Below are 25965 nucleotides of genomic sequence, written 5' to 3' on the forward strand. Positions count from 1 at the left end.
ATCGAGGTTAACGTTTGCGGCGCGATTATAGCGCTTTAATGGTTGTTTTCCCATTGCCAAGTTTTACTCGGAGTCACGATTTTAGGTAACGGAATGTCCCACTCTTCAATCGGTAGGGTACCAACATGTTGGCAATCATGAGCCAAACCAATAGGAGTTGCGCCTTCGCCCGTCTCGAACCACTTCGCTAAGGTGCGATCGTAATATCCGCCGCCCATACCTAAACGATGGCCATGAGAGTCAAAGCCGACAAGGGGCGTAAGAATAAGGTCGAGTTGCTGACAAGGTTTAACCAGCATTTGATTGAGCTGAGGTTCGACAATACCGTACTTATTCAAGACCGTCGGTGTGGTTGGCGAGTAGTGCAGAAACAGCAAGTGTCCGGCAGAGAAGGGGTGCAATACTGGTAAATAAGTTTGCTTACCTTGCGCCCATAACCATTCGATTAAAGGCTGGGTATCGAGTTCGCCATCGATAGAAATATAGAGGGCAATATGCTGAGCAGACTGAATTTCATCAAGCTGCATGCACTGCTTAACTAAGTCGATACCGGACTGAGTTTGTTGGTCGCCAGATAAGGCATTGCGTTTGATACGGATCTGTTTGCGAAATTCGCTGCGTGTGAGCGTCTTCATAAGAAGGGATACCCCAAAGTGCCGTTGAGAATAGATGGCCCTTGAACCAGCGAGTTCAAGGCGGATCAGCAATGATTACCGTAGGCTTCTCGGTCGGGCCGAGCATGCTCAATAGCACTCAAGTACTAACCCTTAGGGATTGCTTATCGGCTCGGGGACGTGAATCCTCTGACAAACACTCCAGGGTAAATTTTGTGTACGCTATTGCTGTCCGTGCTTAACTTTACTGAGGACATCTGAAAGTGATGTCGTGAGCTGTTCCATTCGCTCGGTCAGTGCGTTTTGTTCATCATTTGCTTCAAACTTCTTGGTTTGTAATTCGTAGCAAATATTCAGAGCTGCGATAGTCAGCAGCTTCACTTCATTGGTTACCTTAGTACGTTCAGCCATCTCTTTCAATCGATTATCAAGATCGGCCGCCGCTGCAATCAATGACTCTTCTTGCCCAGGTGGACAATTTACTCGAGTCAGTTTTCCTAATATTTCAACGTCTACCGCTTGATTACTCATGATGGATGAACTCTTTAACGCGCTATTTTAAGGCTGTTGCCCTTCGCCATTTTTTGAGAAAGAAAAAGTGCAAGTACCGATGAGGAAGCAATCTCCTCTGAGGGAGAAACTATAGGTAAACCGCTATTAAGATTCAAGCTTTTCAGAGTGACTGTTTGTAAATGAGAGCTTGAGCACACAGTAATTCAGCAAATTGAACAATTGGTAGTCAGTCATCCTTCAATTGCTGGGGATCGATGCTTACCAGAATTGGGGTGAAGTGGTACGATTATACTATCGATATAAAGAATAACTGAGCGAGCTATCTGATGAGCGAAACTACTTTACCTGACTACCTAACGGTTGCGACTGAACTTCAATCGGCAAGTCTAGCCGTAACCCCTGCTGAGATGCACGGTTTATTAACGGGTATGTTAAGCGGAGGCTTAAGCCTTGCAGATAAAAGCTGGCAACCACTGATCTTCGATTACACCAATGAAGGCATGGGTTGGCCAGATCGCGCATTAACGCTAGCGGAAGCGACACTGAAAGTAACGACCAGTGAAATCACAGGTTCGGGTATGGAATTGTCTATGTTGCTGCCTGACGAAGACGCAAGCGCAAGCCTATTTGACTTGGCTGATGGTGTGTCTGATTGGATTAACCATTTCATTTCTGGCTTAGGCTTGGTTGGCGCTCAATTGAATAAAGCGTCTGACAGTGCAAAAGAAGCATTAGCTGATCTTGAAGAGATGGCAAAGCTTGGCATTGACGAAGAAGATGATATGGAAGAGCAAGCGCAGCTTCTAGAACACGTTATTGAGCACGTAAAAGCGTGTGCACTAACGATTCATGCTGAATTTGGTGCTCGCCCATCTGAAGATGCGGCGCCTACCATTCATTAATTCGTTGGCCGGTTTGAGGTTATGATGGCTCAGTATGATGTTGTAATTGCTGGTGGCGCAATGGCAGGGGCAACCTTAGCCCTTGCTTTGAATCACCTAAGCCAAGGTTCACTGTCGATTGCGGTAGTGGAGCCTTATCAGGTTGATCATCAAGCTCACCCTGGGTTTGATTCTCGTTCGATTGCTTTGTCCTATGGCACGGTGCAGATCCTGGATTCTTTGCGCTTATGGCAATCTATCGCTCCGGTCGCGACCCCGATTAAAGATATCCATGTTTCGGATCGCGGGCATGCCGGAATGACAGACATCTACAGTGAAGAGCTTGCTGTAGATGCGCTTGGCTACGTGGTCGAGTTAGCAGATGTGGGTCGAATCTATCAACAGAAACTTGAATCAGAAACGGCCATTACCATGCTTTGCCCTGAGTCTGTCAGTAAAGTTGAACGTGAAGAAGCGTTGACGACGATTGAACTGACAAGTGGGCAAACAGTAACCACTAAGTTATTGGTTGCTGCTGACGGTGCAATCTCAACCTGTTGCCAACAGCTCAATATCTCATTGAGTGAGCACGACTTTGAGCAAGTCGCTGTGATTGCCAATATCGTGGCGAGTGAACCTCACCAAGGTCGCGCATTTGAGCGTTTTACCCATCATGGGCCAGTTGCTCTATTACCAATGAGTGACAACCGTTTATCTCTGGTTTGGTGTTTAACACCAGAGCAAGCACAAAAAGTGATGACGCTAAACGACAATGAATTTCTTGAGCAGCTGCAGAGTGACTTTGGCTGGCGACTTGGCCGATTAGAGAAAGTCGGCAAGCGTGCGAGCTACCCTCTCATTCTTCGTCACCGACAACAAAATATCTCTCATCGATTTGCCATTGTTGGTAATGCTGCTCAAACGCTTCACCCAATTGCGGGGCAAGGCTTTAACCTAGGTATTCGAGATGTGGCTTCCTTGGCAGAAGAGTTGTGTACTCAACTAGATGATGTGGGTCGTTACAATGGTCTTGTTAACTTTAGAAAGCGTAGAGAACAAGACAGAGAAGCCACGATCACATTGACTTCAAGCCTAGTTCACCTGTTCTCAAATGATTATATGACCGCTCGCATTGGGCGTAATCTTGGGTTAGCCGTAATAGATAACCTTCCACCACTTAAAGGTCCACTTTTGCGTCATACGCTTGGCCTAGTAGAAAGATAAGGTAATAAATAATGATGCAAAGTGTTGATATCGCGATTGTTGGTGGTGGCATGGTTGGCCTAGCGCTCGCTGCTGCCCTAAAAGACAGTGACTTAAGAATTGCTGTCATTGAAGGCAGGGCTCCCAGCGAAGGGCTGAGTGAGCTGCCTGATGTACGTGTATCCGCGTTGAGTCGTTCTAGTGAAGTGATTCTTCGTAACTTAGGCGCATGGCAAGGTATCGAACAAAGACGCGCTGCACCTTATCAAGCGATGGAAGTGTGGGAGCAAGACAGCTTTGCTCGTATTGAGTTTGACTCGACACGCTTGGCTCAGCCTAATCTTGGTCATATCGTTGAAAACCGTGTGATTCAACTAGCACTGCTTGACCAGGTTAAGAAGCAAGACAATGTCAGCCTGTACATGCCCGCAACGTGTAAAACGATGGCGATTGGTGAAAGTGAAGCTTGGTTAACATTGGACAATGGTCAAGCACTGACAGCTAAGTTAGTTGTGGGAGCAGACGGCGCAAACTCTTGGGTTCGTAAGCAGCAAGATATCCCACTAACACATTGGGATTACGGACACAGTGCGATTGTCGCGAACATCAAAACCACAGAGCCGCACCACAGCGTTGCTCGTCAAATATTCACGCCTCAAGGCCCATTGGCATTCCTACCAATGCAACCAAGTAACATGAGCTCGATTGTTTGGTCTACGGAACCAAACCGTGCCGAGAAGCTGGTATCTATGTCGGATGCTGATTTTAATAAGCAGCTAACGGCAGAGTTCGACTCGAAGCTTGGATTGTGCGAAGTGGTTGGTGACCGTTTTGCCTTCCCACTGCGTATGCGTTATGCACGTGACTTTGCGGTAGAGCGTGTGGCTTTGGTTGGTGATGCTGCTCATACCATTCACCCATTAGCAGGGCAGGGCGTGAACCTTGGCCTATTAGACGCAGCAAGCTTAGCGCAAGAGCTGTTAAAGCTATGGTCTGCGGGTGAAGACATTGGCACCAAGCGTAATCTTCGCGGCTACGAGCGCTGGAGAAAAGCAGAGGCGGCGAAAATGATTGCTTCAATGCAGGGCTTTAAAGATCTGTTTGAAGGCGATAACCCAGCCAAGAAGTTGATTCGTGGCATTGGTATGAAGCTTGCGGGACAATTACCGGGTGCGAAAGATGAGATCATGAAGCGCGCATTGGGTTTGTCAGGCAATCTTCCTGACTTAGCTAAGCGTCCAGTGATTCATCGATAGTGACATAGTGTTCTGGTGATTTATCGAATCATCATTGATACTAAACTTGGTACGAAAAAAGGGTTGGCATAATGCCAACCCTTTTTGTTTTTAATTCTGTAGATAATTAGGTCATGCGTACGCGCAGCGCAGTTTCATGATTTCACTATTTATTTCTTTCACGGTTTGAAAGTGACGTTTTTCTGCTCGGTCTGGTAGCACTAGCTTACCGTTATCAAACTCAAATTTTCCTACGCCGTAAATGTAGATTCGTCCTTTGAAAAGTCGACTTACATGTTTAGCAATCATACTCGGTGTATAGCGCTTAAACAGTCTCATTCTTAATTATCCTTATATTTACCTAGCCTGCATATTATAGAAAAACTCCGAGATAATAATTGTGATAAGCATGGAGTAATATGCAGTAGAGTTGACGTTAATTAGATATTTGTGCTGTTCTAAGCACTTTCTTCAGTAAATATCTATTTTTACGTGAGCTCCTCCCCAAAATAATACTGAGTAGTGAACTGCCGTGAACTTTCCTGTTCGGTATTAAGCAGTGATAATGTTACAAGTATAAGAATAGGCGGGATTTTTTGGTTTGTGTAATCAAATTGTAAATTTCGGACAAAAAAAAAGCCCGTCTAAAACGGGCGAATAGTCACAGATGCATTACACAAAAGTGGATACTGATGTTACTCAGTGGATTCACTTGCACTGATTTGCTTAATAGCTAGTCAGTAAATTTACAATAACGCAAATTTAACTTTGTGACTACTTATGCTTTTATTTTGAGTAACTATTTATTAATGGTGTGTTCTTCTTATGACGAAGTTCACACTAAAAATGTACTCAATGAAATATTTAAATGAAGTTTGCGAAGCATGATCTGATCGAAACGATCATCGACTGATGTCCGCGACAGTCGGTGCACATAGCGCCATAAGATCATTGAGATCCAGCGCAACGCCAGCCATTCGATCGCCGGAGCTAATGGTCACGGTCGAGTTGTTCTGAATGGAAGGATCAAAAATGATCGGCATGTGTCTCTTTAGAGCAAGCGGGCCAACGCAACCCACTTTAAAGCCAGTGATCGCTTCAACATCAGCGAGCGACACGCAGGTCATTCGACGGCAATTCAATACCGAGCGTACTTTCTTGGGGTCGACAGAGCGATCGCCAGCAGTACAGGCTAACGCATACTGGTTGCCCATATCCTTGAGCAGGATGCACTTCACCATTTGAGAGGCGTCGATGCCTCGCTCTTGTGCGGTTTCTTCAATGCTGGTGGTTGGCTTGCTTTGCATCAGCAGGCGATAGTTCACCTGCTGTTGATCCAGCCATTGTGTAATCAGCGTTTCCACGTGGTTACTCGTCGTCAAGGCTGTACGGCAGTGGCAGGATATTCCATGTTTGATCAGGCTGCGCGGTCAGTCGAAGCTGAACATCGTCATCAAGGTTGTTTGGCAGTACCATCAAACCCATCGCTTGGTTATCCGCAAATTGATAGACATTTAATAGTCGGCCTGCGCCACGCCAGTTCTCACCCACGCTACGCTCTAGTTCAATAGGGTGCTCTAGAGACAATACTTCTGCTGTCGTTCCTGAAACAATACGCATCTCACGCTTGTTCATGCCACGGTACTTGGCACGAGCTACCGTTTCTTGACCTGTGTAGCAGCCTTTTGAAAAGCTGATTCCGCCAATCGCTTGCAGGTTAAGCGCTTGAGGGATGTGCTCGTTTTGCTCTGCTTTCGATAGGTTAGGCTGAGCATCTAGAATTTCATGATATTGCCAAAGTGCTTCTGATACTTTTTCTGCTGGACTACTTGAGACTAAAGTTGCAGCAACTTCTTCCGTAATAAGCAACGCCCAGCGATTGTCAGAGACTTTAACCGCTGTGCCACCAGAGATAGCACGCACGTTACCTTGGCTTTCTGAAATTGAATCAATGTATTGATCCGCAGATGCGCCCATCACACCGATAACAACATCTGTCGTTTGCTCGATATCAACCTTAGAGAACACGGCGTATTTTTTGATTTCGACCAGTTCTACTTCAATCGCAGATTTAGGCTGCATGAGCGCGTAACCGCCATTGTGATGGAACAGGCGGAAGATACTCCATACCTTTCCTTTTGCATCACAGTGCGCGCCTAACGTGGATTCATCATTAGGAAGAGTGACGACATCGCACGTTACTTGACCCTGTAGGTACGACTTTTTGTCATCGCCTATCATGGTAATTGCACTCCAGTCTGACACGTGTGTCATCATCAGTTCTGGAAGCGATTCATTTTGCGTATGAGCGAGTGGCTGAAATGTGTTTTTCCAATCCATTTTATCTTTCCTAAGAATTTTATTTGCCTCTATGTTAATCCGGTTCTGTTTCTTTGTCAGCCTAGGTTTTTTTGTGAGCTTAGATAGGGACTGTGACTCACATAGTAGTTGCAGGGCGTATGACTTGTTACACTCCGAGAAAGAAAAATTATAGGTGAGGATAGCCAATGTACACTGCAGAGCAGAAAGCACGAATTAAATGGGGTTGCCGTCGCGGCATGTTAGAACTTGATGTAGTCATCATGCCATTTTTCGAAGAGTGTTTTGATTCATTGCAAGAGCAGGAACAGCGCGAGTTTGTTTCTCTATTAGAGTGTGATGACCCAGATTTGTTTACTTGGGTAATGGGACACGGACGCAGTGAAAACCTAGGCCATGCATCAATGGTTGATAAAATTGTCGCACACAACCTCAGCAAGGTTCGTTAAGCTTCAGCTTAACCCTTCGTATTCCGCATTATTAGCAAAAGGCACTATTTTTGGGTGCCTTTTGTTTTTCATCATCCTGTCTTCTATTCCACTTGCCGCCAGCCTTTATTGCTTAGCTATAATGATCCGCTTGTTCAGAAACAACCATGTGATTCTAAATAATGCCTATGGGCGTTTTGATTACAAAGAGGATGGTGATATTCGACTCAATGACCGAACTTACCGACTCAAGTCCGTTGATAGAATCTGGGCGCAGTTCTTCGTTAAATTGCAGTTTGAATGCGGGTATTCGGTACTGCTTTGGCGGGACAGCTGTTGCGAGCGCGAATATCGTCATTTTCTGGCGAACTTACAACGAGCACGCTAGAGAAGCCAAACTATTCGATGAAAGAAAGTATTAGATAAAAGAAAGCGTTAGACAAAAGAAAAGGGAGCACTCGGCTCCCTTTCGTTTAATCATTTTCCGCTGACGGCTAATTCGCTAAGCACGTTTAACCCATTATTATGATTGGCGTTTCTCTGGCGTCAGAATCGTTGGGCCACTGTCTTCAGCAAGTTCAGGGTAATCCAACGTGTAGTGAAGGCCGCGGCTCTCTTTACGTTGCATTGCACAACGAACCATTAGTTCTGCCACTTGTAGCAAGTTACGCAGTTCTAATAAGTTATTCGAAACTTTGAAGTAGCTGTAGTACTCATGAGTTTCTTGTTGCAGCATCTGAATACGACGCAATGCGCGCTCTAGTCGTTTATCCGTTCGAACAATGCCCATGTAGTCCCACATGAACAGGCGCAGTTCGTGCCAGTTGTGTTGAATGATCACCTCTTCATCACTGTTGGTGACTTGGCTTTCATCCCATGCTGGCAGTTCTGCACACAATTGAGATTGGTCGATGTTCTCAACGATATCTTTTGCTGCTGCCCATGCGTAAACCACACACTCAAGCAATGAGTTAGAAGCCATACGGTTTGCACCGTGTAAGCCGGTGTAGCTCACTTCGCCAATCGCATACAAGTTCGTTAGGTCGGTTTGACCTTGCTTATTCACCATGACACCACCACACGTGTAGTGAGCAGCTGGAACGATAGGGATCGGCTCTTTGGTCATATCGATGCCCAAGTCCATCAAGCGAGTATGGATCATCGGGAAGTGCGTTGTGATGAATTCTTCAGGCTTGTGGCTGATATCAACATACATGCAGTCGGCACCCAAGCGCTTCATTTCGAAGTCAATTGCACGGGCAACCACATCACGTGGAGCCAGTTCACCGCGCTCATCGAAGTCCTTCATAAAGCGAGAACCATCTGGACGACGCAAGTAGGCACCTTCACCACGCAGTGCTTCCGTTAATAGGAAGTTACGTGCTTCTGGGTGGAATAAACAAGTTGGGTGGAACTGGTTGAACTCAAGGTTTGCCACACGACAACCCGCACGCCAAGCGATAGCAATACCATCACCTGAAGAAACATCTGGGTTAGAGGTGTATTGGTAAACCTTTGAAGCGCCGCCTGTTGCTAATACAACAAACTTAGCGCGCACGGTTTCAACATGTTCTTGGTTACGGTTCCAAATGTAGGCACCGATCACCTTGTCTTTTGAACCACCAATCTTATCTTCCGTGATCAAATCCAGCGCATTGTGGCGCTCGAAGATCTCGATATTTGGGTGGTTGTTGACGTTATCTTGTAGTGAGGTTTGCATCGCCATGCCAGTTGCATCGGCAGCGTGCAGAATTCTGCGGTGACTGTGGCCACCCTCACGAGTGAGGTGATATTTTGGTTGGCCTTCTGTGCTGTTCTCATCTTTATCAAATGGAACACCACCATCAATCAGCCATTGCACACACTCTTTCGCATTTTCGGCAATGAATTGAACTGTATCTTCTTCGCATAACCCAGCCCCAGCTATTTGAGTGTCCTCTACATGAGACTCAATACTGTCCGACTCATCGAACACCGCGGCGATACCACCTTGTGCGTAATACGTCGATCCTTCGCTGCGTGGTCCTTTGCTTAATACAATTACTTTTGCATGTTCTGCTACGCGTAAGGCTAATGACAAGCCTGCCGCACCACTTCCTACCACTAATACATCACACTGATGTTCACGGTTTGCGTTCATAAAACTTATTAAATCCCGGGCTATAGTCGAGTTGTCCACTCTCAATTGACTTTGTCTTGTTTTAGGAGTTTGGGTAAGACTGTTATAATCTCTCCAGAGTCATCCTTAAACGCTATGCAAAATCAATATATAGACAGCTATCTAGAAATATTTAATTGCTCAATACCATTGCTTTTGCTCAAGTTTCCCCAAATTGATAGGGATAGCTATTTTTATTACATCACATTGTGAAACAATAATGGCAAATAATTTTAAGAAAGTTGGAACTTTCGGTATTTGGCTTAGTCACAATAGTGCTCTTGTAGACGGTGGTGTCAATACTACATTTCGCATAATTAGTACCCATATCTGTGAAGGTGAGGGTTATAACAATAGGAGTACCCGCTCGAATGAACGAGCAGCTAACCGATCAAGTGTTGATTGAGCGAGTTCAGAGTGGAGATAAGCAGGCATTTAACTTACTAGTGGTTAAGTATCAAAACAAAGTTTGTAATCTTATCTCTCGATACGTGAATAATTCCGGTGATGTACCTGATGTAGCACAAGAAGCTTTTATTAAAGCTTACCGCGCGATACCTAACTTTCGTGGCGAGAGTGCTTTCTATACATGGTTGTACCGAATTGCCGTGAACACCGCTAAAAACCATATCGTTGCCCAAAGCCGTAGGCCGCCAGCAACAGATGTAGATGCAGAATATTACGAAACAGGCAGCGCGTTAAAAGAAATATCGAACCCTGAGAACTTAACGCTGTCAAAAGAATTGAAACAAGTCGTTTTTGGAGCGATTGAAGCGCTACCAGAAGACTTAAAAACTGCAATGACGTTGCGAGAGCTCGAAGGTTTGAGCTACGAAGAGATTGCAGAAGTAATGGATTGCCCTGTAGGAACCGTACGTTCGCGTATTTTCCGAGCTCGTGAAGCGGTGGAAAAGAAAATTAAACCTCTTTTGCAACGCTAGAACTTGTAATAATTATGGTGAAAATAATGGCTGATAAAGAAAAGCTTTCGGCACTCATGGATGGTGAAACGATCGATAAAGCTCTCATTGTAGATCTCGAATCCGATCAAGAAAGCATGGATACCTGGCAGAGTTACCATTTAATTGGTGATGTTATGCGTGGGGATGCGCCAGAAACTCCAGAGTGGAACATTGCTAATAGTGTAGCGGCAGCGCTTGAGAACGAGCCTGCACATGGTTCAATGTCGAACCTGCACCAAGTGAATGTTGAACCTACTGTTGCTCCAATTGAAGAGCAACCTAAACCTCAGCAAGCGAAGCGTCAGCTTCCGGCGTGGTTACAACAGTTTGGACAAGTTGCCGTGGCAGCGTGTGTTTCATTAGCTGTTGTATTAGGTGTTCAACAATATGGTGGCAGCGATCCTGCAGCACCAGAGCAGTTGCCTGTACTCCAGACGATTCCATTTGCGGGTTCTGCGGAACCAGTAAGCTTAACGCGTGACTCTGTTGAGAAACCAGCATCTGAAGCTAACTTGCAAGAGCAGCGCAAACGCGTTCATGCAATGTTAGAAGATTATGAGCTGCAGCTAAGATTAAACAGTGATGCATCGCCAATGCAAGATGCACATCTAGAATCGGACATTGAATGAAGAAAATCCTGGTCAGTGCACTGACACTGTTCAGCTTGATGTCTCCAACAACCTTTGCAGAGGAAACCACTGCAAAGGCCTTGTTGCATCAAATGAACGAGGCCAGTCAGCATCTAAATTACGAACTCTCCTACATTTTGATAAAGAAGAGCAGTATTGAGCCTCTTGTTTATCGCCATGCGGTTAACGACGACCAACAACTTGCACACCTTGTTTATCTAAGTGGCCCTGTTCGTGAAGTCATTCGACGTGGCAACGAAGTTAGCTACATCGAACCGGGTACAGAGCCATTTACGATTCAGTCTGGCAGCATGGTTGCGCCTGTTATTCCGATGATTAATCGAGATATCGAATCTCTGAATCAGTACTACGACTTTGTGAAAGTTGGGCGCTCTCGTGAAGCAGGCAGCACAACTCAAGTGCTGCGTGTCGTGCCGAAAGACGGCCTTCGCTACTCTTACGTGGTTTGGGTCGACGAAAAAACGAGTCTTCCTTTGCGTGCCGACCTTTTGGATCGTGATGGCGAAGTGCTTGAACAGTACCGCACTATCTCTTACGTGGTGAACGATAAGATAGCGGAGGCAATGGGTGGCTTGAACCAAGCTCAATTGCCGAAAGTTTTATCATTGCCGGAAGGCTTAGTGAGTGAAACTAACTGGCAAGCGTCTTGGATTCCTGAAGGGTTTAAGTCAAAAGAGCTTAGCCGCTATCAAATGGCTGCGACCGATAAAATGGTTGAAAGTCAGCTTTTCAGTGATGGATTGTTTAGCTTTTCGGTTTATATCGCTGAAAAAGACGAGCATTCATTGAAAGGGCAGCTAGTACGTCAAGGGCGTAGAACCTTGCACAGCTTAGTGATTGGCGACAAAGAGATCTCAGTGGTTGGTGACATTCCGCCGGCAACTGCAAAACGTATTGCTCAGTCAGTTACATTCAATAAATCGGTACAAGCGCAATGATGACCGCGCTGGCGACCGTTAGCTCGGTTGAACAAAAAGGTAAGCAATACTTTGTTCAATTGAGCTGCGAACAACAAACCAGTTGTAGCAGCTGTTCTTCTCAAAAAAGCTGCGGTACGGGTATTGTGACCAAGGCTGTTGGCAATAAATCTTTGTTTTGGCAGCTTAAAACCAAAAGCTTAGTCAAAGCAGGACAAATCGTAGAAATTGGCTTTCCAGAAAAAAGCCTACTTCAGTCGGCGGCGATTGTTTATCTCATCCCACTTTTCATGCTGATGATTGGTGCTGGTTTTGGACAACTCTTGTTACAACCCTTACTCCAATGGGGGGAGGGCATTGTTATCTTAAGTGCAGCACTGTTTACTGCTGGTGGGATTGCCTTAGCGAAGCGGTTAGCCAAACCCATGGAAGACAAATCCAAGCAAGAAGTCGTCTTGATTCGAATCCTAGGTGAGTCTCTCGTCTAATTTATGATGCTTCTTGCCCTTAAATTGGGTAGAATCTGCCAACTTGATTGAAATGCCGCCACCAATGCTGACTGTAGATTGGACGCGTCGCGGCTTTCTTATTATCCCTATTCAAAGAGTTTAGTCACACCAAGCCTATGAAGCACATTCGTAATTTTTCGATTATCGCCCACATCGACCACGGTAAGTCGACCCTTTCTGACCGCTTAATCCAAGTTTGTGGAGGATTAAGTGAACGTGAGATGGCAGCTCAAGTCCTCGATTCTATGGATATAGAACGCGAGCGTGGTATTACAATTAAAGCGCAGAGTGTGACTTTAGATTACAAAGCTAAAGATGGTGAAACTTACCAACTTAACTTTATCGACACTCCTGGACACGTAGACTTCTCTTACGAAGTATCTCGTTCTCTAGCGGCTTGTGAAGGCGCACTACTTGTAGTGGATGCTGGCCAAGGTGTTGAAGCACAAACTCTAGCAAACTGTTACACAGCAATCGAAATGGAACTGGAAGTAGTGCCAATCTTGAACAAGATTGACTTACCTGCAGCTGAACCAGAGCGTGTTGCTGAAGAAATAGAAGAGATCGTTGGCATCGATGCGATGGAAGCGACTCGCTGTTCTGCGAAAACAGGTTTGGGTGTTGATGATGTTCTAGAAAACATCGTAACGGCAATCCCACCACCGGAAGGTGATCCTGAAGCGCCTCTACAAGCGTTGATCATTGACTCTTGGTTCGATAACTACCTTGGCGTAGTTTCTTTGGTTCGTATTAAAAACGGTAAGCTGAAGAAGAACGACAAGATTCGAGTAATGTCGACAGACCAAGTTTGGGGTGTTGACCGTCTAGGTATCTTCACGCCTAAGCAAATCGACACGACAGAGCTAAATACTGGCGAAGTAGGTTGGGTTGTTTGTGGTATTAAAGACATCCTAGGTGCACCAGTTGGTGATACGCTGACGCTTGCAAAAGGCGGCAGCACTGAACGTTTACCTGGTTTCCAAAAAGTAAAACCTCAGGTATACGCAGGCCTGTTCCCTGTTTCATCTGATGACTACGAAAACTTCCGTGATGCACTAGGCAAACTAAGCCTGAACGATGCGTCACTGTTCTTCGAACCAGAAAGTTCGGCAGCACTTGGTTTTGGTTTCCGTTGTGGCTTCTTAGGAATGCTTCACATGGAGATCATCCAAGAGCGTCTAGAGCGTGAATATGACCTAGACTTAATCACGACTGCTCCAACAGTAGTGTATGAAGTCGTAAAAACAGATAAAACAGTTCTGTACGTTGATAGCCCGGCTAAACTGCCAGCGGTTAATGACCTAGAAGAAATTCGTGAGCCAATTGCACGCTGTAATATCCTGGTACCTTCGGATTACCTAGGTAACGTAATCACACTGTGTGTTGAGAAGCGTGGCGTACAAGTCGACATGGTTTACCACGGTAACCAAGTTGCTGTAACGTACGACCTTCCTATGGCAGAAGTTGTTCTAGACTTCTTCGACCGTCTGAAGTCAACGTCTCGCGGTTACGCATCTTTGGATTACAACTTCCAACGTTACGAGCCATCAAACATGGTACGTGTAGACGTACTGCTGAATGGCGAAACGGTTGATGCACTAGCGATCATTACGCACAAAGATATTGCTCAGTCTCGTGGTCGTCTACTGGTAGAGAAGATGAAAGAATTCATCCCTCGTCAGATGTTCGATATCGCGATTCAAGCAGCGATTGGTAACCACATCATTGCTCGTTCTACAGTGAAACAATTGCGTAAGAACGTAATCGCAAAATGTTACGGTGGTGATATCAGTCGTAAGAAGAAACTTCTTAAGAAACAAAAAGAAGGTAAGAAGCGTATGAAGCAGATCGGTAACGTTGAACTGCCTCAAGAAGCATTCTTAGCAATTCTTCATGTTGGTAAAGACTAGGTATCAATCGCACTAACTATCTGCTGAACATTACTGGTTAAAATCGTTTATTTCTTTGTTGCAAAGATTGCAATTAGGCCCACTAGTCACTGCACTTTGCGCCTCGAACTAAACGATTTTTCCTGCGTAATCTCCCCAGCATTTAGTCAGCATGATTGATACAGATTAGAAATATTAAGCAGAGTGAAAGGGTTATACTCTTTCACTTTCGTTATTTTTAAAGAAATGAAATTTAAGGGATATCAATGGCTAATACATTTTCGCTTATCTTAGTGATCGTAACTCTAGTGACCGGTATTGTATGGGCGTTGGAAAAGTTTGTGTGGGCGAAGAAGCGCCAGCAAAAACTTGCTGACGTTGAAGCACAATCGAATGGCCTAGACGCTGAAACCAGCGCAAAAGTTACGGCTCAGCCTTGGTGGGTTGAGAACAGTGTGTCCATTTTCCCGGTAATTGCATTTGTTTTGATCTTGCGTTCATTCATCTATGAACCGTTTCAAATCCCTTCTGGCTCGATGATGCCAACCCTTTTGGTCGGTGATTTCATCTTGGTAGAGAAGTACGCGTACGGTCTAAAAGACCCAGTATGGCGCACTCAATTGGTAGAAACAGGCAAGCCAGAACGCGGTGATTCAATCGTATTTAAGTACCCACCTCAGCCAAACATCGACTACATTAAGCGTGTTGTTGGTATGCCTGGCGACACGATTCGCTACAGCAGTCGTAAAGAGATCTGCATTCAGGCGAAGGGTACAAGTAGCTGTGAACCAGTGAAACTAAGTAATGTTGAAGAGAGCCAATTTATTCAAGATGGTGTGCCTCTGATTCAGCTGAACGAACAGCTTGGAGACGTAGAGCACCAGATTTTAGTTAACCCATTACGCCGTGATCGTGTGCAAGCATATCAGCCTCGCAATGGTGTTAACGAATGGGTCGTTCCAGAAGGCCAGTACTTTGTGATGGGTGATAACCGTGACAACAGTGCAGATAGCCGTTACTGGGGCTTTGTCCCTGAAGCAAACCTTGTTGGTAAGGCCGTTGCTATTTGGATCAGCTTCGAGTTTGAACGCGGTTCAGACAGTGTACTTCCAACATGGATTCCTACTGGTGTGCGTTTTAATCGCATCGGTGGGATTCATTAATCGATCACATAACACATCGAGAGAGCATGAATTCTCCAATTGATAAACTAGAGAGAAAGATTGGCTATCAGTTTAATGATGCCGATCTTATCCACTTGGCGCTGACTCACCGCAGCGCCGCAGGTAAACATAACGAACGTCTTGAGTTTCTGGGCGATTCAATTTTAAGTTTTGTTATCGCTGATGATCTTTACCACCGTTTCCCTAAGGTAAACGAAGGTGATATGAGCCGCATGCGCGCAACATTAGTACGTGGTCATACATTGGCAGAACTAGGTCGTGAATTCGAACTAGGAGATTACTTAAAATTAGGTCCAGGTGAGTTGAAGAGTGGCGGTTTCCGTCGTGATTCTATTCTAGCGGATGCGGTTGAAGCGATCATCGGCGCTGTCTATTTAGATAGTGATACCGAGACGGTTCGCGGCATTATTTTAAGCTGGTACCAATCTCGCCTAGATGCTATTCAGCCTGGAGTATCTCAAAAAGATCCAAAAACTCGCCTACAAGAGTTTTTGCAAGGTCGAAGAAATCCCCTACCTGTCTACACAGTGACTAATATTAAAGGTGAAGCACACAACCAAGAGTTTACGGTTGAGTGTGAAGTGGCAGGTGTGGATAAACCTGTTATCGGTAAAGGCACTAGCCGCCGCAAGGCAGAACAAGCGGCTGCTGAAACAGCATTAGAGCAACTAAGCAATGTCTGATAACAACCAAGATTTCGATATCGATGCATTCTTTTCATCTGATAGCAAAAAAACAGGCCTACCGGAAAACCAACACTGTGGCTTCATCGCTATTGTCGGTCGCCCAAACGTAGGTAAGTCGACGCTTCTGAACCATATTCTGGGTCAGAAGATTTCTATTACATCACGTAAACCACAGACGACACGTCACCGTATTATGGGCGTTGAAACTGAGGGTGATTACCAAGCGATCTTTGTTGATACTCCTGGACTTCATATTGAAGAAAAGCGTGCCATCAACCGCTTGATGAACCGTGCGGCGAACAGCTCACTGAGTGATGTGAACCTAGTATTCTTCCTTGTCGATGGTACTCACTGGACTGACGACGATGAGATGGTTCTGAACAAACTGAAGAAGACTGACTTCCCAGTTGTACTTTGCATCAACAAAGTAGATAACGTTCAAGACCGTACTAACGTGATGCAGCACATGATGGAAGTCTCTAAGAAGATGGACTTCATTGATGTAGTGCCAATCTCAGCGAAGCAAGGTAAAAACATTGATGTACTGCGTAAGCACGTACGTGAACATTTACCTAAAGCGACACACCACTTCCCTGAAGAATACGTGACTGATCGCTCGCAACGTTTTATGGCCTCTGAAATTATCCGTGAAAAGCTGATGCGCTTTACGGGTGATGAGCTACCTTACTCGGTAACGGTTGAAATCGAACGTTTCGATTACAACCCAGATAACGATGGCTTCCACATCAATGCACTGATTCTTGTTGAGCGTACAGGTCAGAAGAAAATGGTGATTGGTAAAGCGGGCGAGAAGATCAAAACGATTGGTCGTGAAGCGCGTATCGATATGGAAGAGCTATTCGGCCGTAAGGTTTACCTAGAGACTTGGGTCAAGGTTAAATCTGGCTGGGCTGATGATGAGCGTGCACTTCGCTCGTTAGGCTACATCGACGATCTATAATATATTGAACGTCACTTTCTGAGATTAAGAAAGTTGAACTGAAGATAAATCCAAGAGAGAGTGCAAACTCTCTCTTTTTGTATCTGTAATAAGGGTAAGTGATTGAGCGAAGGGTTACAGCGATGCTTTGTGTTGCACCGTCGACCATACAGTGAGTCGAGCCTGATCTTGGACGTCTTCAGCGAAGAGTTCGGTCGGGTGACGTTGATGTCTAAAGGCGCTCGCAGCAAGCGTTCCAATTTGAAAGGTGCATTACAACCTTTTACGCCGCTACTGCTGAAGTGGTCTGGTAATGGTTCGATGAAAACCTTACGCCAAGCTGAAGCGATTAGCTTGGGGCTTCCTCTCGCCGGTATTAATCTGTATTCAGGCATGTACGTGAACGAGCTTATTGGTCGGGTATTGATGGCAGAAGTACCGATGCCTGCGCTTTTTCACGACTATCTTCATGCTTTAACAGAGCTGGCGCATAATGATAACCCTGAGCCAGCACTGCGTCGCTTTGAGCTGGCTCTATTATCCGCTATGGGTTATGGCGTCGACTTTTTACACTGCGCGGGCACTGGCGAAGCGATCGATCCGAGCATGACTTATCGCTATCGAGAGCAGAAAGGTTTCATCGCTTCGGTGCGTCGAGACAACCTGACTTTTATGGGCGATGAACTTATCGCAATCAGTGAACGTAGGTTTATCACTAAAGAGCAGTTAAAAGCGGCAAAACGCTTTACACGCATAGCCTTAAAGCCGTATCTTGGCGGCAAACCATTAAAAAGTAGAGAGCTATTTATGCCAACAATAGCCCTCTCTAGAGCACGGAGTATTGGAAAATGAGCTCAATCCTTTTAGGCGTTAATATCGACCATATTGCAACACTACGTAATGCACGTGGTACTAAATACCCAGATCCAGTACACGCAGCTGAAATTGCTGAACGTGCGGGTGCTGACGGCATTACTGTTCACCTGCGTGAAGACCGTCGTCATATCGTTGACCGCGATGTACGTATTCTGGCTGAAACACTTCAAACTCGTATGAATTTGGAGATGGCAGTAACGGATGAGATGGTTCAAATTGCCCTCGATACTAATCCTGAGTTTGTTTGTCTGGTTCCAGAGAAGCGTGAAGAGCTAACCACTGAAGGTGGCTTGGACGTGGTTGGTCAACTTGAAAAGATCAAAGCGGCGACGGAAAAACTGTCTGCTGCTGGCATTAAGGTGTCTCTGTTTATCGATGCTGACCGTGAGCAAATCGACGCAGCAAAAGCGTGTGGCGCACCGTTCATTGAACTGCACACTGGTCATTACGCCGATGCTAAAACAGAGGAAGACCAACAAGACGAGCTGAAAAAGATTGCTGCAGGCGCAAGCTACGCGGACGATCTTGGTATCACAGTCAATGCGGGTCATGGTCTGACTTACCACAACGTTGCACCGATTGCGGCTCTTCCTGAGATCTACGAGCTGAACATCGGTCACTCGATCATGGGACGTGCAGTGTTTGATGGTTTGAACAAAGCCGTTGCAGACATGAAAGCCGTGATGGAAACAGCACGCAACAACGCTTAGTTTTCTAAACCGTAAGCGTTAAGTCGTAAGCGACGAATTAGTAGAATTAATAGATAGAAGTTTAGTAGTAGGGTAAGCATGGCTGTTGTTGGATTAGGTACAGATATCGCAGAAATTGAGCGTGTTGAAAAGGCATTATCACGAAGTGGTGACGCTTTTGCTCAGCGTATTTTGACCGATTCTGAATTTGAAGTATTCCAGCAACTCAAGCAAAAAGGGCGTTACCTTGCAAAACGTTTTGCTGCCAAAGAAGCGGCATCTAAGGCGTTGGGCACGGGGATCGCGCTGGGTGTGACTTTCCACGACTTTGAGATTTCAAACGATGAGCATGGCAAGCCAGTTCTGAGCCTGCATAAAAAAGCGCGTGAAATCGCAGAGGCGAACGGCACAACATCAATTCATCTGACTATCTCGGATGAGCGTCACTACGCAGTGGCAACGGTGTTACTCGAATCGTAAACAGATTATCGCTACTTTATATCTAGTGCTCTTGGCTCTAGACAGAAAAAAGCAGAGCTCATGAGCTCTGCTTTTTTATTAGCGGGCAAACCCTATAACGAATACTGGTGAGTAACAAGTGCCCGCTAGGTCTTCGTCGGTTTCAAGTAATGAATCGCGGTTGCTTGAACCTTATCTAATTCATCCTGAAGCTCGAAAAGCTCCGGTTCAATGTCTTCAACAGAAGTGCCTGAACGCAGCTCTTTCTCTATCGTCGCACATACCGATTTTAGTCTTGGTACACCGCTGTACGAGCTGCTGCCATGCATCTTGTGGATGATGTGTATCAGCTCTTCAACTGGGTAGTCACTGTCTTCTATCGCTTTGTCTGCTGCCTCATACACCTCTGGAATAAAGTCTACGAGCATTTGCAGCATATCGCGTGCGAGGTCTTCTTTATTGGCGGCCTGCTTCATCGCAGCTTGCCAATCAATGATGATGTTTGTGTGTACGCTGGCTTCAGTTTCTGACACCGGACCGTTGTCGACTTCAGCAGAGACCGCTGGGTGGTCCGGATCTATTTTTTCGATGTGCTCAACCTCAGAGGTCGAGCTCCAATGAATAAGAACCTGCTGTAAAACATGCTCTTCAATCGGTTTGGTTAGGTAGTCATCCATGCCCGCTTCAAGCAGTCGATCTCGTTCGCCAACCATTGCATGCGCGGTCACGGCTATCACTGGTGTGTTCGCATTGTTCGCCAGTTTTTTGATGTTCTGACAGGCGGTCACACCGTCCATCTGTGGCATTTGAATATCCATGAAGATTATATCAAATGGCGTCTCTGTAGCCTTGTCTATTGCCTGCTGACCACTGGTACAACTGATGACGGTTTCTACTCGCTCTTTGAGCAGTGCGGTGATCAGTTTTAGGTTGGCTGGGTTGTCGTCGACCGCTAATACCGTAAGCGGAAGCTTCTCTTCTGAATGTGTTTCAATCGCTGGTGCAATCAAGGTTGGTGCCTGATTCGATACCAGAGTTTGCAGCAGCTTCTTACGAGAAAGAGGTTTAGTGATGCACTGAACATCGACCTCTTTCATTAGTTGCTCACCTAACGCTAGCTCGGTACTTGGTGTACCAATAATCACGTTTTGAGCAATCTTCTTCGCACCTATCGCCCAACCACTCACGGTATCAAATTGATATTCTTGGTTGGCGGCTAGGTTAAGCAGAACGTAGTCATACGAGGTGGTCTCGTCTGGCATCACCGAACGATACGTTACCACTAAGCCTTCTTGAGTTAGGATTTGCTGAGTAATCGATGCCGCTTGCATGTTTGGCTCGATAAGCAGCAGTTGTTTGTCTTGCAGACACTGCGTCTCAATCAGCTCTGTCATCGGCATATCAGTCGTTGATAGTCTCAAGGTGAACCAGAAGGTGGAACCTTGGTGCAGACGACTGGTTAGACTGATCTCTCCGCCCATTTGGCTGACCAGTTTTTGTGTGATAACCAGACCTAAGCCTGTACCGCCATAACGACGAGAGATACTTGCGTCGGCTTGGCTGAAGGCTTGGAACAGCTGAGCTTGTTGACGCTCAGAAATACCAATACCCGTATCGCGGACCATGAATTGTAGCTCGATGTTGTCTTCGCTTTGTGAGCGAAGCTCAACGCTGATATCAATGTTGCCGCGCTCGGTAAACTTAATTGAGTTACCCACTAGGTTAGTCAGGATTTGTTGAATACGCAGTGGATCACCCACCACGCCTGGCGGTACTTTAGGATCGATCTTCAGTGTCAGCTCTAGGCCTTTCTCATGAGCGTTGGTTGCTTGAAGGTTTACTACCTCTTCAAGGCTGGCTTGGAACTCAAATGGGATGTTTTCTAGGGCTAATTTACCTGCTTCAAGTTTCGAGAAGTCCAAGATATCGTTGATGATGCTAAGTAGGTTGTTTGCTGAGCGTTCAATGGTTTGCAGGTAATCGGTTTGACTGTTCGATAGGTGAGTCTTGAGCATCTGACGAGTAAAGCCAATCACACCGTTCAGAGGCGTTCTCAGTTCGTGAGACATATTCGCTAAGAATTCAGATTTAACACGAGCGGCTTCTTGAGCACGCTTCTTCGCGATGTCTAACTCAACGTTTTGAATCTCTAGTTGCTCAAGGGTTTCACGCAAGTCTGATGTGGCCTGGTCAATACTGTGCTGCATCTCAACGTGATATTCTGATAGCGATACCGCCATCGCGTTGATACCGTTTTTCAGCGAGTCTAGCTCACCATGCATCTTACCTTCGATACGTACATCTAGGTGACCACGACGAATTCGGTCGACCATATTTTTCATGTGCGTGATCGGTTGAGTTACATCGTGCATTAAGCGGAACGCAAACACGCCCGATAAACCAAGCCCGAGAATCAACACCAAGAAGGCAGAGAACACTTCTTGATATTGCTGTAATCGAAGTGATGACAGATCTAATTCAATCGCAATATAGCCGATCGCTTGATTGGCTTGAGACTGACCGTTGGCTGAATTGATGTACTGGCCTTCGGCGATGATAGGCGTCCGCAGGATCAGCGTGTTATCGAGCAGATTCGATGAGCTTAAATGTGGGATCGGTTTATCTTTGGGGTAGGTTAGGCTTTCAAAATCGGGATGGAAGTTTGAGGTTACAAACAACTCATGACGTTCATCAAACACCGCGATACTGCGCACCAGCTTAGAGTTTTTTCGATGCGCATAGCTAATAAGCTGACGAACAGACTCTCGACTTTCGAGCTTCATGCCTGATTCACTCGCAATCGCAAGTGGTTCAATGATGCTAGTACCAGTGTTAACCACCTGACCCTCAAGGTCTTGATAGCGGTTAAATGAGAAAAATGCACTCAATAGCAGCCCAATAATCAGGGTTGGAGCTAGAGTTAAGGTAATTACACGGGCTCTTAAGCCATATCTGGTCATGTTCTTTAATTACATCGAGGTCTGGATATGGGAAAATAACGCACACAATGGCGGTTAAGTGAACGGTAAGCTTAATCAAAGCCGTGACGTTCGACAATGATTCCAAGACATAATAGTGAGTCCTGGATACCAATTACTTATTAAAAGATACATTAGGCACAAGCAATGGCACGTTTTTTCCAACCAAAAAAGAAAACTCAACTCGAGACCAAGCATCAATCGGTTTTGGTTGAACGAATGGATCACAATGGCGCTGGCATCGCTTATCAAAAGAATAAACCGGTTTTCATTGATGGCGCATTGCCCGGTGAGCAGGTGGTTATTCAACTTACTGAGAGCAAAAGTAAGTTTTCGCGAGCTAAGCTCATCAAGTTATTGAAGCCGAGCGAGCAGCGTTTAAAGCCGTTTTGTAAGCACTTTAATCAGTGTGGTGGCTGTCACCTTCAACACCTAGGTTACTCTTCTCAGGTTGAGCATAAATCGCAATCTCTGACCCATCTGATGAGCCAATACCAAACGGCTAACACTGAAGTTGCACAACCTATTATTGGTGATGAAACCGGTTATCGACGTCGCGCACGTATCAGCCTATTTGTTGATAAAAAGACACAGCAGCTTCAGTTTGGTTTCCGTAAGAAGCAGAGTAAGCAGATTGAAAATATCACCGACTGTGCCGTGCTTGATCCTCGCCTCAATGTATTGCTGCCAAAACTGAAAAATTTACTGAACACTTTCAACAACCTTACGTCTTTAGGACACGTTGAATTGGTGTTGGGCGATACTGGCCCTGTTATGGTGCTACGTCACCTTAAGCCTTTGGTTGAAAAAGATGAGCAAGCGCTGATTGCGTTAGCAAAAGAAGAAGACGCTACGCTGTACTCGATGCCTGAAACCGATAAGTTGGTCCGTCTGGTTGGTGATGCGCCTAGCTACAGCGAAACAGGTGTTACCTTACCTTTTGAGCCAAACCACTTTATCCAAGTCAATCAGAAAGTGAATCAGCAGATGGTAGCTCAAGCGATTGAGTGGCTAGAGCCTCAAGCAGATGAGCGAGTGCTCGACCTGTTTTGTGGCCTAGGTAACTTCAGTCTGCCTATCGCGCAACAATCGGCGTTTGTGGTTGGTGTAGAAGGCGTTGATGAAATGGTTCAGCAAGCCACATCTAATGCAGCGTTAAACCAGTTAGGCAATACGGAGTTTTACCAAGCTAACCTTGAAGAAGACTTATCTTCACAGCCTTGGGCAAAAGAGAAATTCGATAAAGTATTGCTTGACCCGGCACGTGCGGGAGCGAGTGGGATCGTTGATCAAATTTCAGCGTTAGGAGCGAAGCGTGTGGTTTATGTTTCGTGTAATCCTGCTACTCTAGCTAGAGATTCTGAGAGCTTAGAAAAACAAGGCTATCAATTAGCCAAACTGGGTATGTTGGACATGTTCCCACACACCAGTCATCTAGAATCGATGGCTCTCTTTATCAAGGCTTAGAGGCCCTTAAACAAGGCTTCAAATGAATCACAAAGGCGCAGGGAAGCCTGCGCTGATATCAATATGGTCGAACTAACTTGGAACCAGTTAGTCATATTGAATTGGGTATAAAACATAATAACTAGGAAGGCATGATGGTTGCGGTACGAAGCGCACATTTAAACCCAAGCGAACAGTTTGAGCTAGAAAGTTGGATTGCGTCACTGAATCAAGACGCAAAGACCTCGAATAAACTGATCAAAGTTTATCGTCACTGTGAAGAGCTACTAAAAGATCACGAGCAAGCGTCGCTCTTGCTTTGGCGTGGCCGCGAGATGATCGAAATCTTGGTTACGCTGTCCATGGACCGTGCCACTTTAATTGCAGCGCAACTTTTCCCCGTCGTCTCAAGCGGCGTTTTTGAGCGCGAAGCGTTTGAAGAAAGCTACGGTAAAGAAACCGTAAAGTTGATCGATGGCGTTGAAGAAATGGCGGCTTTAGGCCAGTTAAACGTGACTCTTGAAGGCAGTGCTGCCTCGGGTCAAGTTGATAACGTTCGCCGCATGTTACTGGCAATGGTCGACGACTTCCGCTGCGTAGTCATCAAACTCGCTGAACGAATCTGTAACCTTATTGAGGTGAAAAAAGCGCCTGATGCTGTGCGTCGCGCGGCAGCAAAAGAGTGTTCTAACATCTACGCTCCGCTCGCTAACCGTTTAGGTATTGGTCAGCTTAAGTGGGAAATCGAAGATTACGCATTCCGCTACCAACAGCCAGACACCTACAAGCAGATTGCTAAACAGCTGTCTGAGCGTCGCATCGTACGTGAACAATACATCACAGACTTCGTTGACGACTTAACGGCGGAAATGAACCGTTCAAGCATCAATGCTGAAGTCAGCGGTCGACCAAAACACATCTACAGCATCTGGCGTAAAATGCAGAAGAAAGGCTTGGACTTCGATGAGCTCTTTGACGTACGTGCGGTACGTATCATCGCCGACCAGCTCCAAGACTGCTATGCCGGCCTAGGTGTGGTTCATACCAAATACAAACATCTACCAAGTGAATTTGATGACTACGTGGCGAACCCTAAGCCAAATGGTTACCAGTCTATTCACACCGTGGTTCTGGGACCAGAAGGCAAGACCATTGAGATTCAGATCCGTACCAAGCAGATGCACGAAGACTCTGAGCTTGGTGTAGCTGCGCACTGGAAGTACAAAGAAGGTGCTTCAAGCGGACGCAGTGGTTACGACGAGAAAATCACTTGGTTGCGCAAACTTATCGATTGGCAAGAAGAGATGTCGGATTCTGGCGAGATGCTGGATGAAGTTCGTAGCCAAGTATTCGATGATCGCGTATATGCCTTTACACCGCGCGGTGATGTGGTCGATTTACCTATGGGTGCAACCCCATTGGACTTCGCTTACCACATCCACTCGATGGTTGGACACCGCTGTATCGGTGCCAAAGTAGCAGGCCGTATCGTACCGTTCACTCATAAATTATCGATGGGTGATCAGGTTGAAATCATTACTCAGAAAGAACCGAACCCATCACGTGATTGGTTAAACCCAACCACAGGTTTTGTTCATTCAGGTCGTGCTCGCGCGAAGATTAACGCTTGGTTCCGTGCACAAAGCCGAGAGAAGAACCTCGAAGCGGGTCGAGACATCCTTGAGGCAGAACTAGCGAAAGTGGGTGCAACTCTAAAAGATGCCGACCAATACGCTCTGAGACGCTTTAACGTCAACACGCCAGATGAGCTTTATGCTGGTATTGGCAGTGGCGACTTACGTATTAACCAAGTGGTTAATCACATCAATGCGTTGGTGAATAAGCCTACGGCGGAAGAAGAAGACAAGAAAGCGCTAGAGAAACTGCTTGAGTCGGAAAACAAGCCAGCACAACAGAGTCGTCCGAAGAAAGATGCGGTAGTGGTTGAGGGCGTTGATAACCTAATGACGCATCTAGCGCGTTGCTGTCAGCCAATCCCAGGTGATGTGATTAAAGGTTACATCACTCAAGGCCGCGGTATCTCAGTGCACCGCGCTGACTGTGAACAACTAGGCGAGCTTAGTATGCACGCGCCAGAACGTATCATTGATACTGTTTGGGGCAATGGCTTTGTTGGTTCATACATCCTAACGCTACGTGTTGAAGCACTAGAGCGTAATGGCTTGTTGAAAGACATCACCTCACTGTTCTCGAACGAGAAGATCAGCGTGACCACAATGAAGAGCCGCATCGATTACAAACGTCAGCTATCGGTAATGGATTTCGATTTGGAAGTGACTAATATTGAAATTCTGAGTCGCGTGACCAGCCGAGTTGAGCAAATCAAAGATGTGATGAGCGTAAAACGCCTAGGCTAAAATTCTCGTCATACTTGAAGCTGATGGCGTTGTTGCCTGCGCGCACTCGCT

The 25965-nt window shown here is 45.9% G+C and carries 25 protein-coding genes and 1 other RNA gene; 18 read left to right on the top strand and 8 right to left on the bottom strand.

Annotated features, from left to right (window positions below; genetic code table 11):
- Positions 1 to 35: 35 nt before the first annotated feature.
- The 3 genes from OCV20_RS02380 to zapA form a co-directional block, all read right to left on the bottom strand.
- Positions 36 to 635: a 5-formyltetrahydrofolate cyclo-ligase gene (locus OCV20_RS02380; RefSeq protein WP_086774297.1), complete on the bottom strand. Its 600-nt coding sequence runs from the start codon at positions 633 to 635 to the stop codon at positions 36 to 38.
- A 6-nt stretch (positions 636 to 641) separates the two neighbouring features.
- A non-coding RNA gene (gene ssrS / locus OCV20_RS02385) (6S RNA) lies at positions 642 to 825 on the bottom strand.
- 11 nt (positions 826 to 836) lie between these two features.
- Entirely contained in the window at positions 837 to 1145 is a 309-nt protein-coding gene (gene zapA / locus OCV20_RS02390; RefSeq protein ID WP_004735366.1) for a cell division protein ZapA, read from the bottom strand.
- 308 nt (positions 1146 to 1453) lie between these two features.
- On the opposite strand from zapA, the gene OCV20_RS02395 reads away from it, so the two are divergent.
- Genes OCV20_RS02395 through OCV20_RS02405 form a run of 3 tightly spaced genes read left to right on the top strand, consistent with a single transcriptional unit; the run spans position 1454 to position 4467 of the window.
- A complete protein-coding gene (locus tag OCV20_RS02395; RefSeq protein ID WP_048605821.1) occupies positions 1454 to 2029 on the top strand; it encodes a YecA/YgfB family protein in 576 nt (191 codons plus the stop codon).
- A 24-nt stretch (positions 2030 to 2053) separates the two neighbouring features.
- Entirely contained in the window at positions 2054 to 3232 is a 1179-nt protein-coding gene (ubiH, locus tag OCV20_RS02400) for a 2-octaprenyl-6-methoxyphenyl hydroxylase (protein WP_086774296.1), read from the top strand.
- A gap of 11 nt (positions 3233 to 3243) precedes the next feature.
- On the top strand, positions 3244 to 4467 hold the full coding sequence (locus OCV20_RS02405; protein WP_086774295.1) for an FAD-dependent 2-octaprenylphenol hydroxylase: 1224 nt from the start codon (positions 3244 to 3246) through the stop codon (positions 4465 to 4467).
- 111 nt (positions 4468 to 4578) lie between these two features.
- On the opposite strand, the gene OCV20_RS02410 is transcribed toward OCV20_RS02405, so the two are convergent.
- The 3 genes from OCV20_RS02410 to ygfZ all read right to left on the bottom strand — a co-directional run bounded on the left by OCV20_RS02410 (position 4579) and on the right by ygfZ (position 6786).
- On the bottom strand, positions 4579 to 4785 hold the full coding sequence (locus tag OCV20_RS02410) for a DUF1107 domain-containing protein (RefSeq protein WP_009847660.1): 207 nt from the start codon (positions 4783 to 4785) through the stop codon (positions 4579 to 4581).
- Between the two features lie 563 nt (positions 4786 to 5348).
- Positions 5349 to 5810: an aminoacyl-tRNA deacylase gene (locus OCV20_RS02415; RefSeq protein ID WP_048605859.1), complete on the bottom strand. Its 462-nt coding sequence runs from the start codon at positions 5808 to 5810 to the stop codon at positions 5349 to 5351.
- A 4-nt stretch (positions 5811 to 5814) separates the two neighbouring features.
- Positions 5815 to 6786: a tRNA-modifying protein YgfZ gene (gene ygfZ, locus OCV20_RS02420; RefSeq protein ID WP_086774294.1), complete on the bottom strand. Its 972-nt coding sequence runs from the start codon at positions 6784 to 6786 to the stop codon at positions 5815 to 5817.
- A 167-nt stretch (positions 6787 to 6953) separates the two neighbouring features.
- Here ygfZ and OCV20_RS02425 point away from each other — a divergent pair, with 167 nt between their 5' ends.
- Together OCV20_RS02425 and OCV20_RS25870 are read left to right on the top strand one after the other, a co-directional pair.
- Positions 6954 to 7214 carry an FAD assembly factor SdhE gene (locus OCV20_RS02425; protein WP_004735374.1) on the top strand — a complete coding sequence of 87 codons (261 nt, stop codon included), beginning with the start codon at positions 6954 to 6956 and terminating at the stop codon, positions 7212 to 7214.
- Positions 7162 to 7581: a protein YgfX gene (locus OCV20_RS25870; RefSeq protein WP_331250767.1), complete on the top strand. Its 420-nt coding sequence runs from the start codon at positions 7162 to 7164 to the stop codon at positions 7579 to 7581. Before OCV20_RS02425 ends, OCV20_RS25870 begins: the two co-directional genes overlap by 53 nt.
- A gap of 135 nt (positions 7582 to 7716) precedes the next feature.
- Here the strand turns inward: OCV20_RS25870 and nadB are convergent, their stop codons facing one another.
- Positions 7717 to 9333, bottom strand: coding sequence for an L-aspartate oxidase (gene nadB, locus OCV20_RS02435; RefSeq protein ID WP_019826282.1), 1617 nt, complete (start codon positions 9331 to 9333; stop codon positions 7717 to 7719).
- Between the two features lie 389 nt (positions 9334 to 9722).
- On the opposite strand from nadB, the gene rpoE reads away from it, so the two are divergent.
- From rpoE to acpS, 11 genes are all read left to right on the top strand, one after another.
- Positions 9723 to 10292, top strand: coding sequence for an RNA polymerase sigma factor RpoE (gene rpoE, locus OCV20_RS02440; protein ID WP_086774292.1), 570 nt, complete (start codon positions 9723 to 9725; stop codon positions 10290 to 10292).
- A gap of 26 nt (positions 10293 to 10318) precedes the next feature.
- Positions 10319 to 10942 (top strand): sigma-E factor negative regulatory protein, encoded by a 624-nt coding sequence (locus OCV20_RS02445; RefSeq protein WP_048605810.1) that lies wholly within the window; start codon positions 10319 to 10321, stop codon positions 10940 to 10942.
- Positions 10939 to 11901: a sigma-E factor regulatory protein RseB gene (gene rseB, locus OCV20_RS02450; protein ID WP_086774291.1), complete on the top strand. Its 963-nt coding sequence runs from the start codon at positions 10939 to 10941 to the stop codon at positions 11899 to 11901. The genes OCV20_RS02445 and rseB overlap by 4 nt, the downstream gene beginning before the upstream one ends.
- Entirely contained in the window at positions 11898 to 12368 is a 471-nt protein-coding gene (locus tag OCV20_RS02455; RefSeq protein WP_086774290.1) for a SoxR reducing system RseC family protein, read from the top strand. Before rseB ends, OCV20_RS02455 begins: the two co-directional genes overlap by 4 nt.
- A gap of 137 nt (positions 12369 to 12505) precedes the next feature.
- The gene (gene lepA, locus OCV20_RS02460) at positions 12506 to 14299 is read left to right on the top strand and encodes a translation elongation factor 4 (protein ID WP_048615653.1); all 1794 of its coding nucleotides are present in this window, start codon (positions 12506 to 12508) and stop codon (positions 14297 to 14299) included.
- 245 nt (positions 14300 to 14544) lie between these two features.
- A complete protein-coding gene (gene lepB / locus OCV20_RS02465) occupies positions 14545 to 15441 on the top strand; it encodes a signal peptidase I (RefSeq protein WP_017066013.1) in 897 nt (298 codons plus the stop codon).
- Between the two features lie 26 nt (positions 15442 to 15467).
- The gene (gene rnc, locus OCV20_RS02470) at positions 15468 to 16145 is read left to right on the top strand and encodes a ribonuclease III (protein WP_017059043.1); all 678 of its coding nucleotides are present in this window, start codon (positions 15468 to 15470) and stop codon (positions 16143 to 16145) included.
- Entirely contained in the window at positions 16138 to 17109 is a 972-nt protein-coding gene (era, locus tag OCV20_RS02475) for a GTPase Era (protein ID WP_017059042.1), read from the top strand. Before rnc ends, era begins: the two co-directional genes overlap by 8 nt.
- A gap of 102 nt (positions 17110 to 17211) precedes the next feature.
- A complete protein-coding gene (gene recO / locus OCV20_RS02480; protein WP_050644141.1) occupies positions 17212 to 17940 on the top strand; it encodes a DNA repair protein RecO in 729 nt (242 codons plus the stop codon).
- Positions 17937 to 18674, top strand: a complete 738-nt coding sequence (pdxJ, locus tag OCV20_RS02485) for a pyridoxine 5'-phosphate synthase (protein ID WP_048605801.1) — start codon at positions 17937 to 17939, stop codon at positions 18672 to 18674. Before recO ends, pdxJ begins: the two co-directional genes overlap by 4 nt.
- 78 nt (positions 18675 to 18752) lie before the next feature.
- Positions 18753 to 19133, top strand: coding sequence for a holo-ACP synthase (acpS, locus tag OCV20_RS02490; RefSeq protein WP_017059039.1), 381 nt, complete (start codon positions 18753 to 18755; stop codon positions 19131 to 19133).
- Between the two features lie 125 nt (positions 19134 to 19258).
- Here the strand turns inward: acpS and barA are convergent, their stop codons facing one another.
- Entirely contained in the window at positions 19259 to 22072 is a 2814-nt protein-coding gene (gene barA / locus OCV20_RS02495) for a two-component sensor histidine kinase BarA (RefSeq protein ID WP_086774289.1), read from the bottom strand.
- 165 nt (positions 22073 to 22237) lie between these two features.
- Between barA and rlmD the strand changes: the two genes are divergently transcribed.
- A complete protein-coding gene (rlmD, locus tag OCV20_RS02500) occupies positions 22238 to 23557 on the top strand; it encodes a 23S rRNA (uracil(1939)-C(5))-methyltransferase RlmD (protein ID WP_086774288.1) in 1320 nt (439 codons plus the stop codon).
- Positions 23558 to 23691: 134 nt separating this feature from the next.
- The gene (gene relA, locus OCV20_RS02505; protein ID WP_050620522.1) at positions 23692 to 25914 is read left to right on the top strand and encodes a GTP diphosphokinase; all 2223 of its coding nucleotides are present in this window, start codon (positions 23692 to 23694) and stop codon (positions 25912 to 25914) included.
- Positions 25915 to 25965 lie beyond the last annotated feature (51 nt).

Origin of the sequence: Vibrio coralliirubri, assembly GCF_024347375.1 — a bacterium.
GTDB lineage: Bacteria > Pseudomonadota > Gammaproteobacteria > Enterobacterales > Vibrionaceae > Vibrio > Vibrio coralliirubri.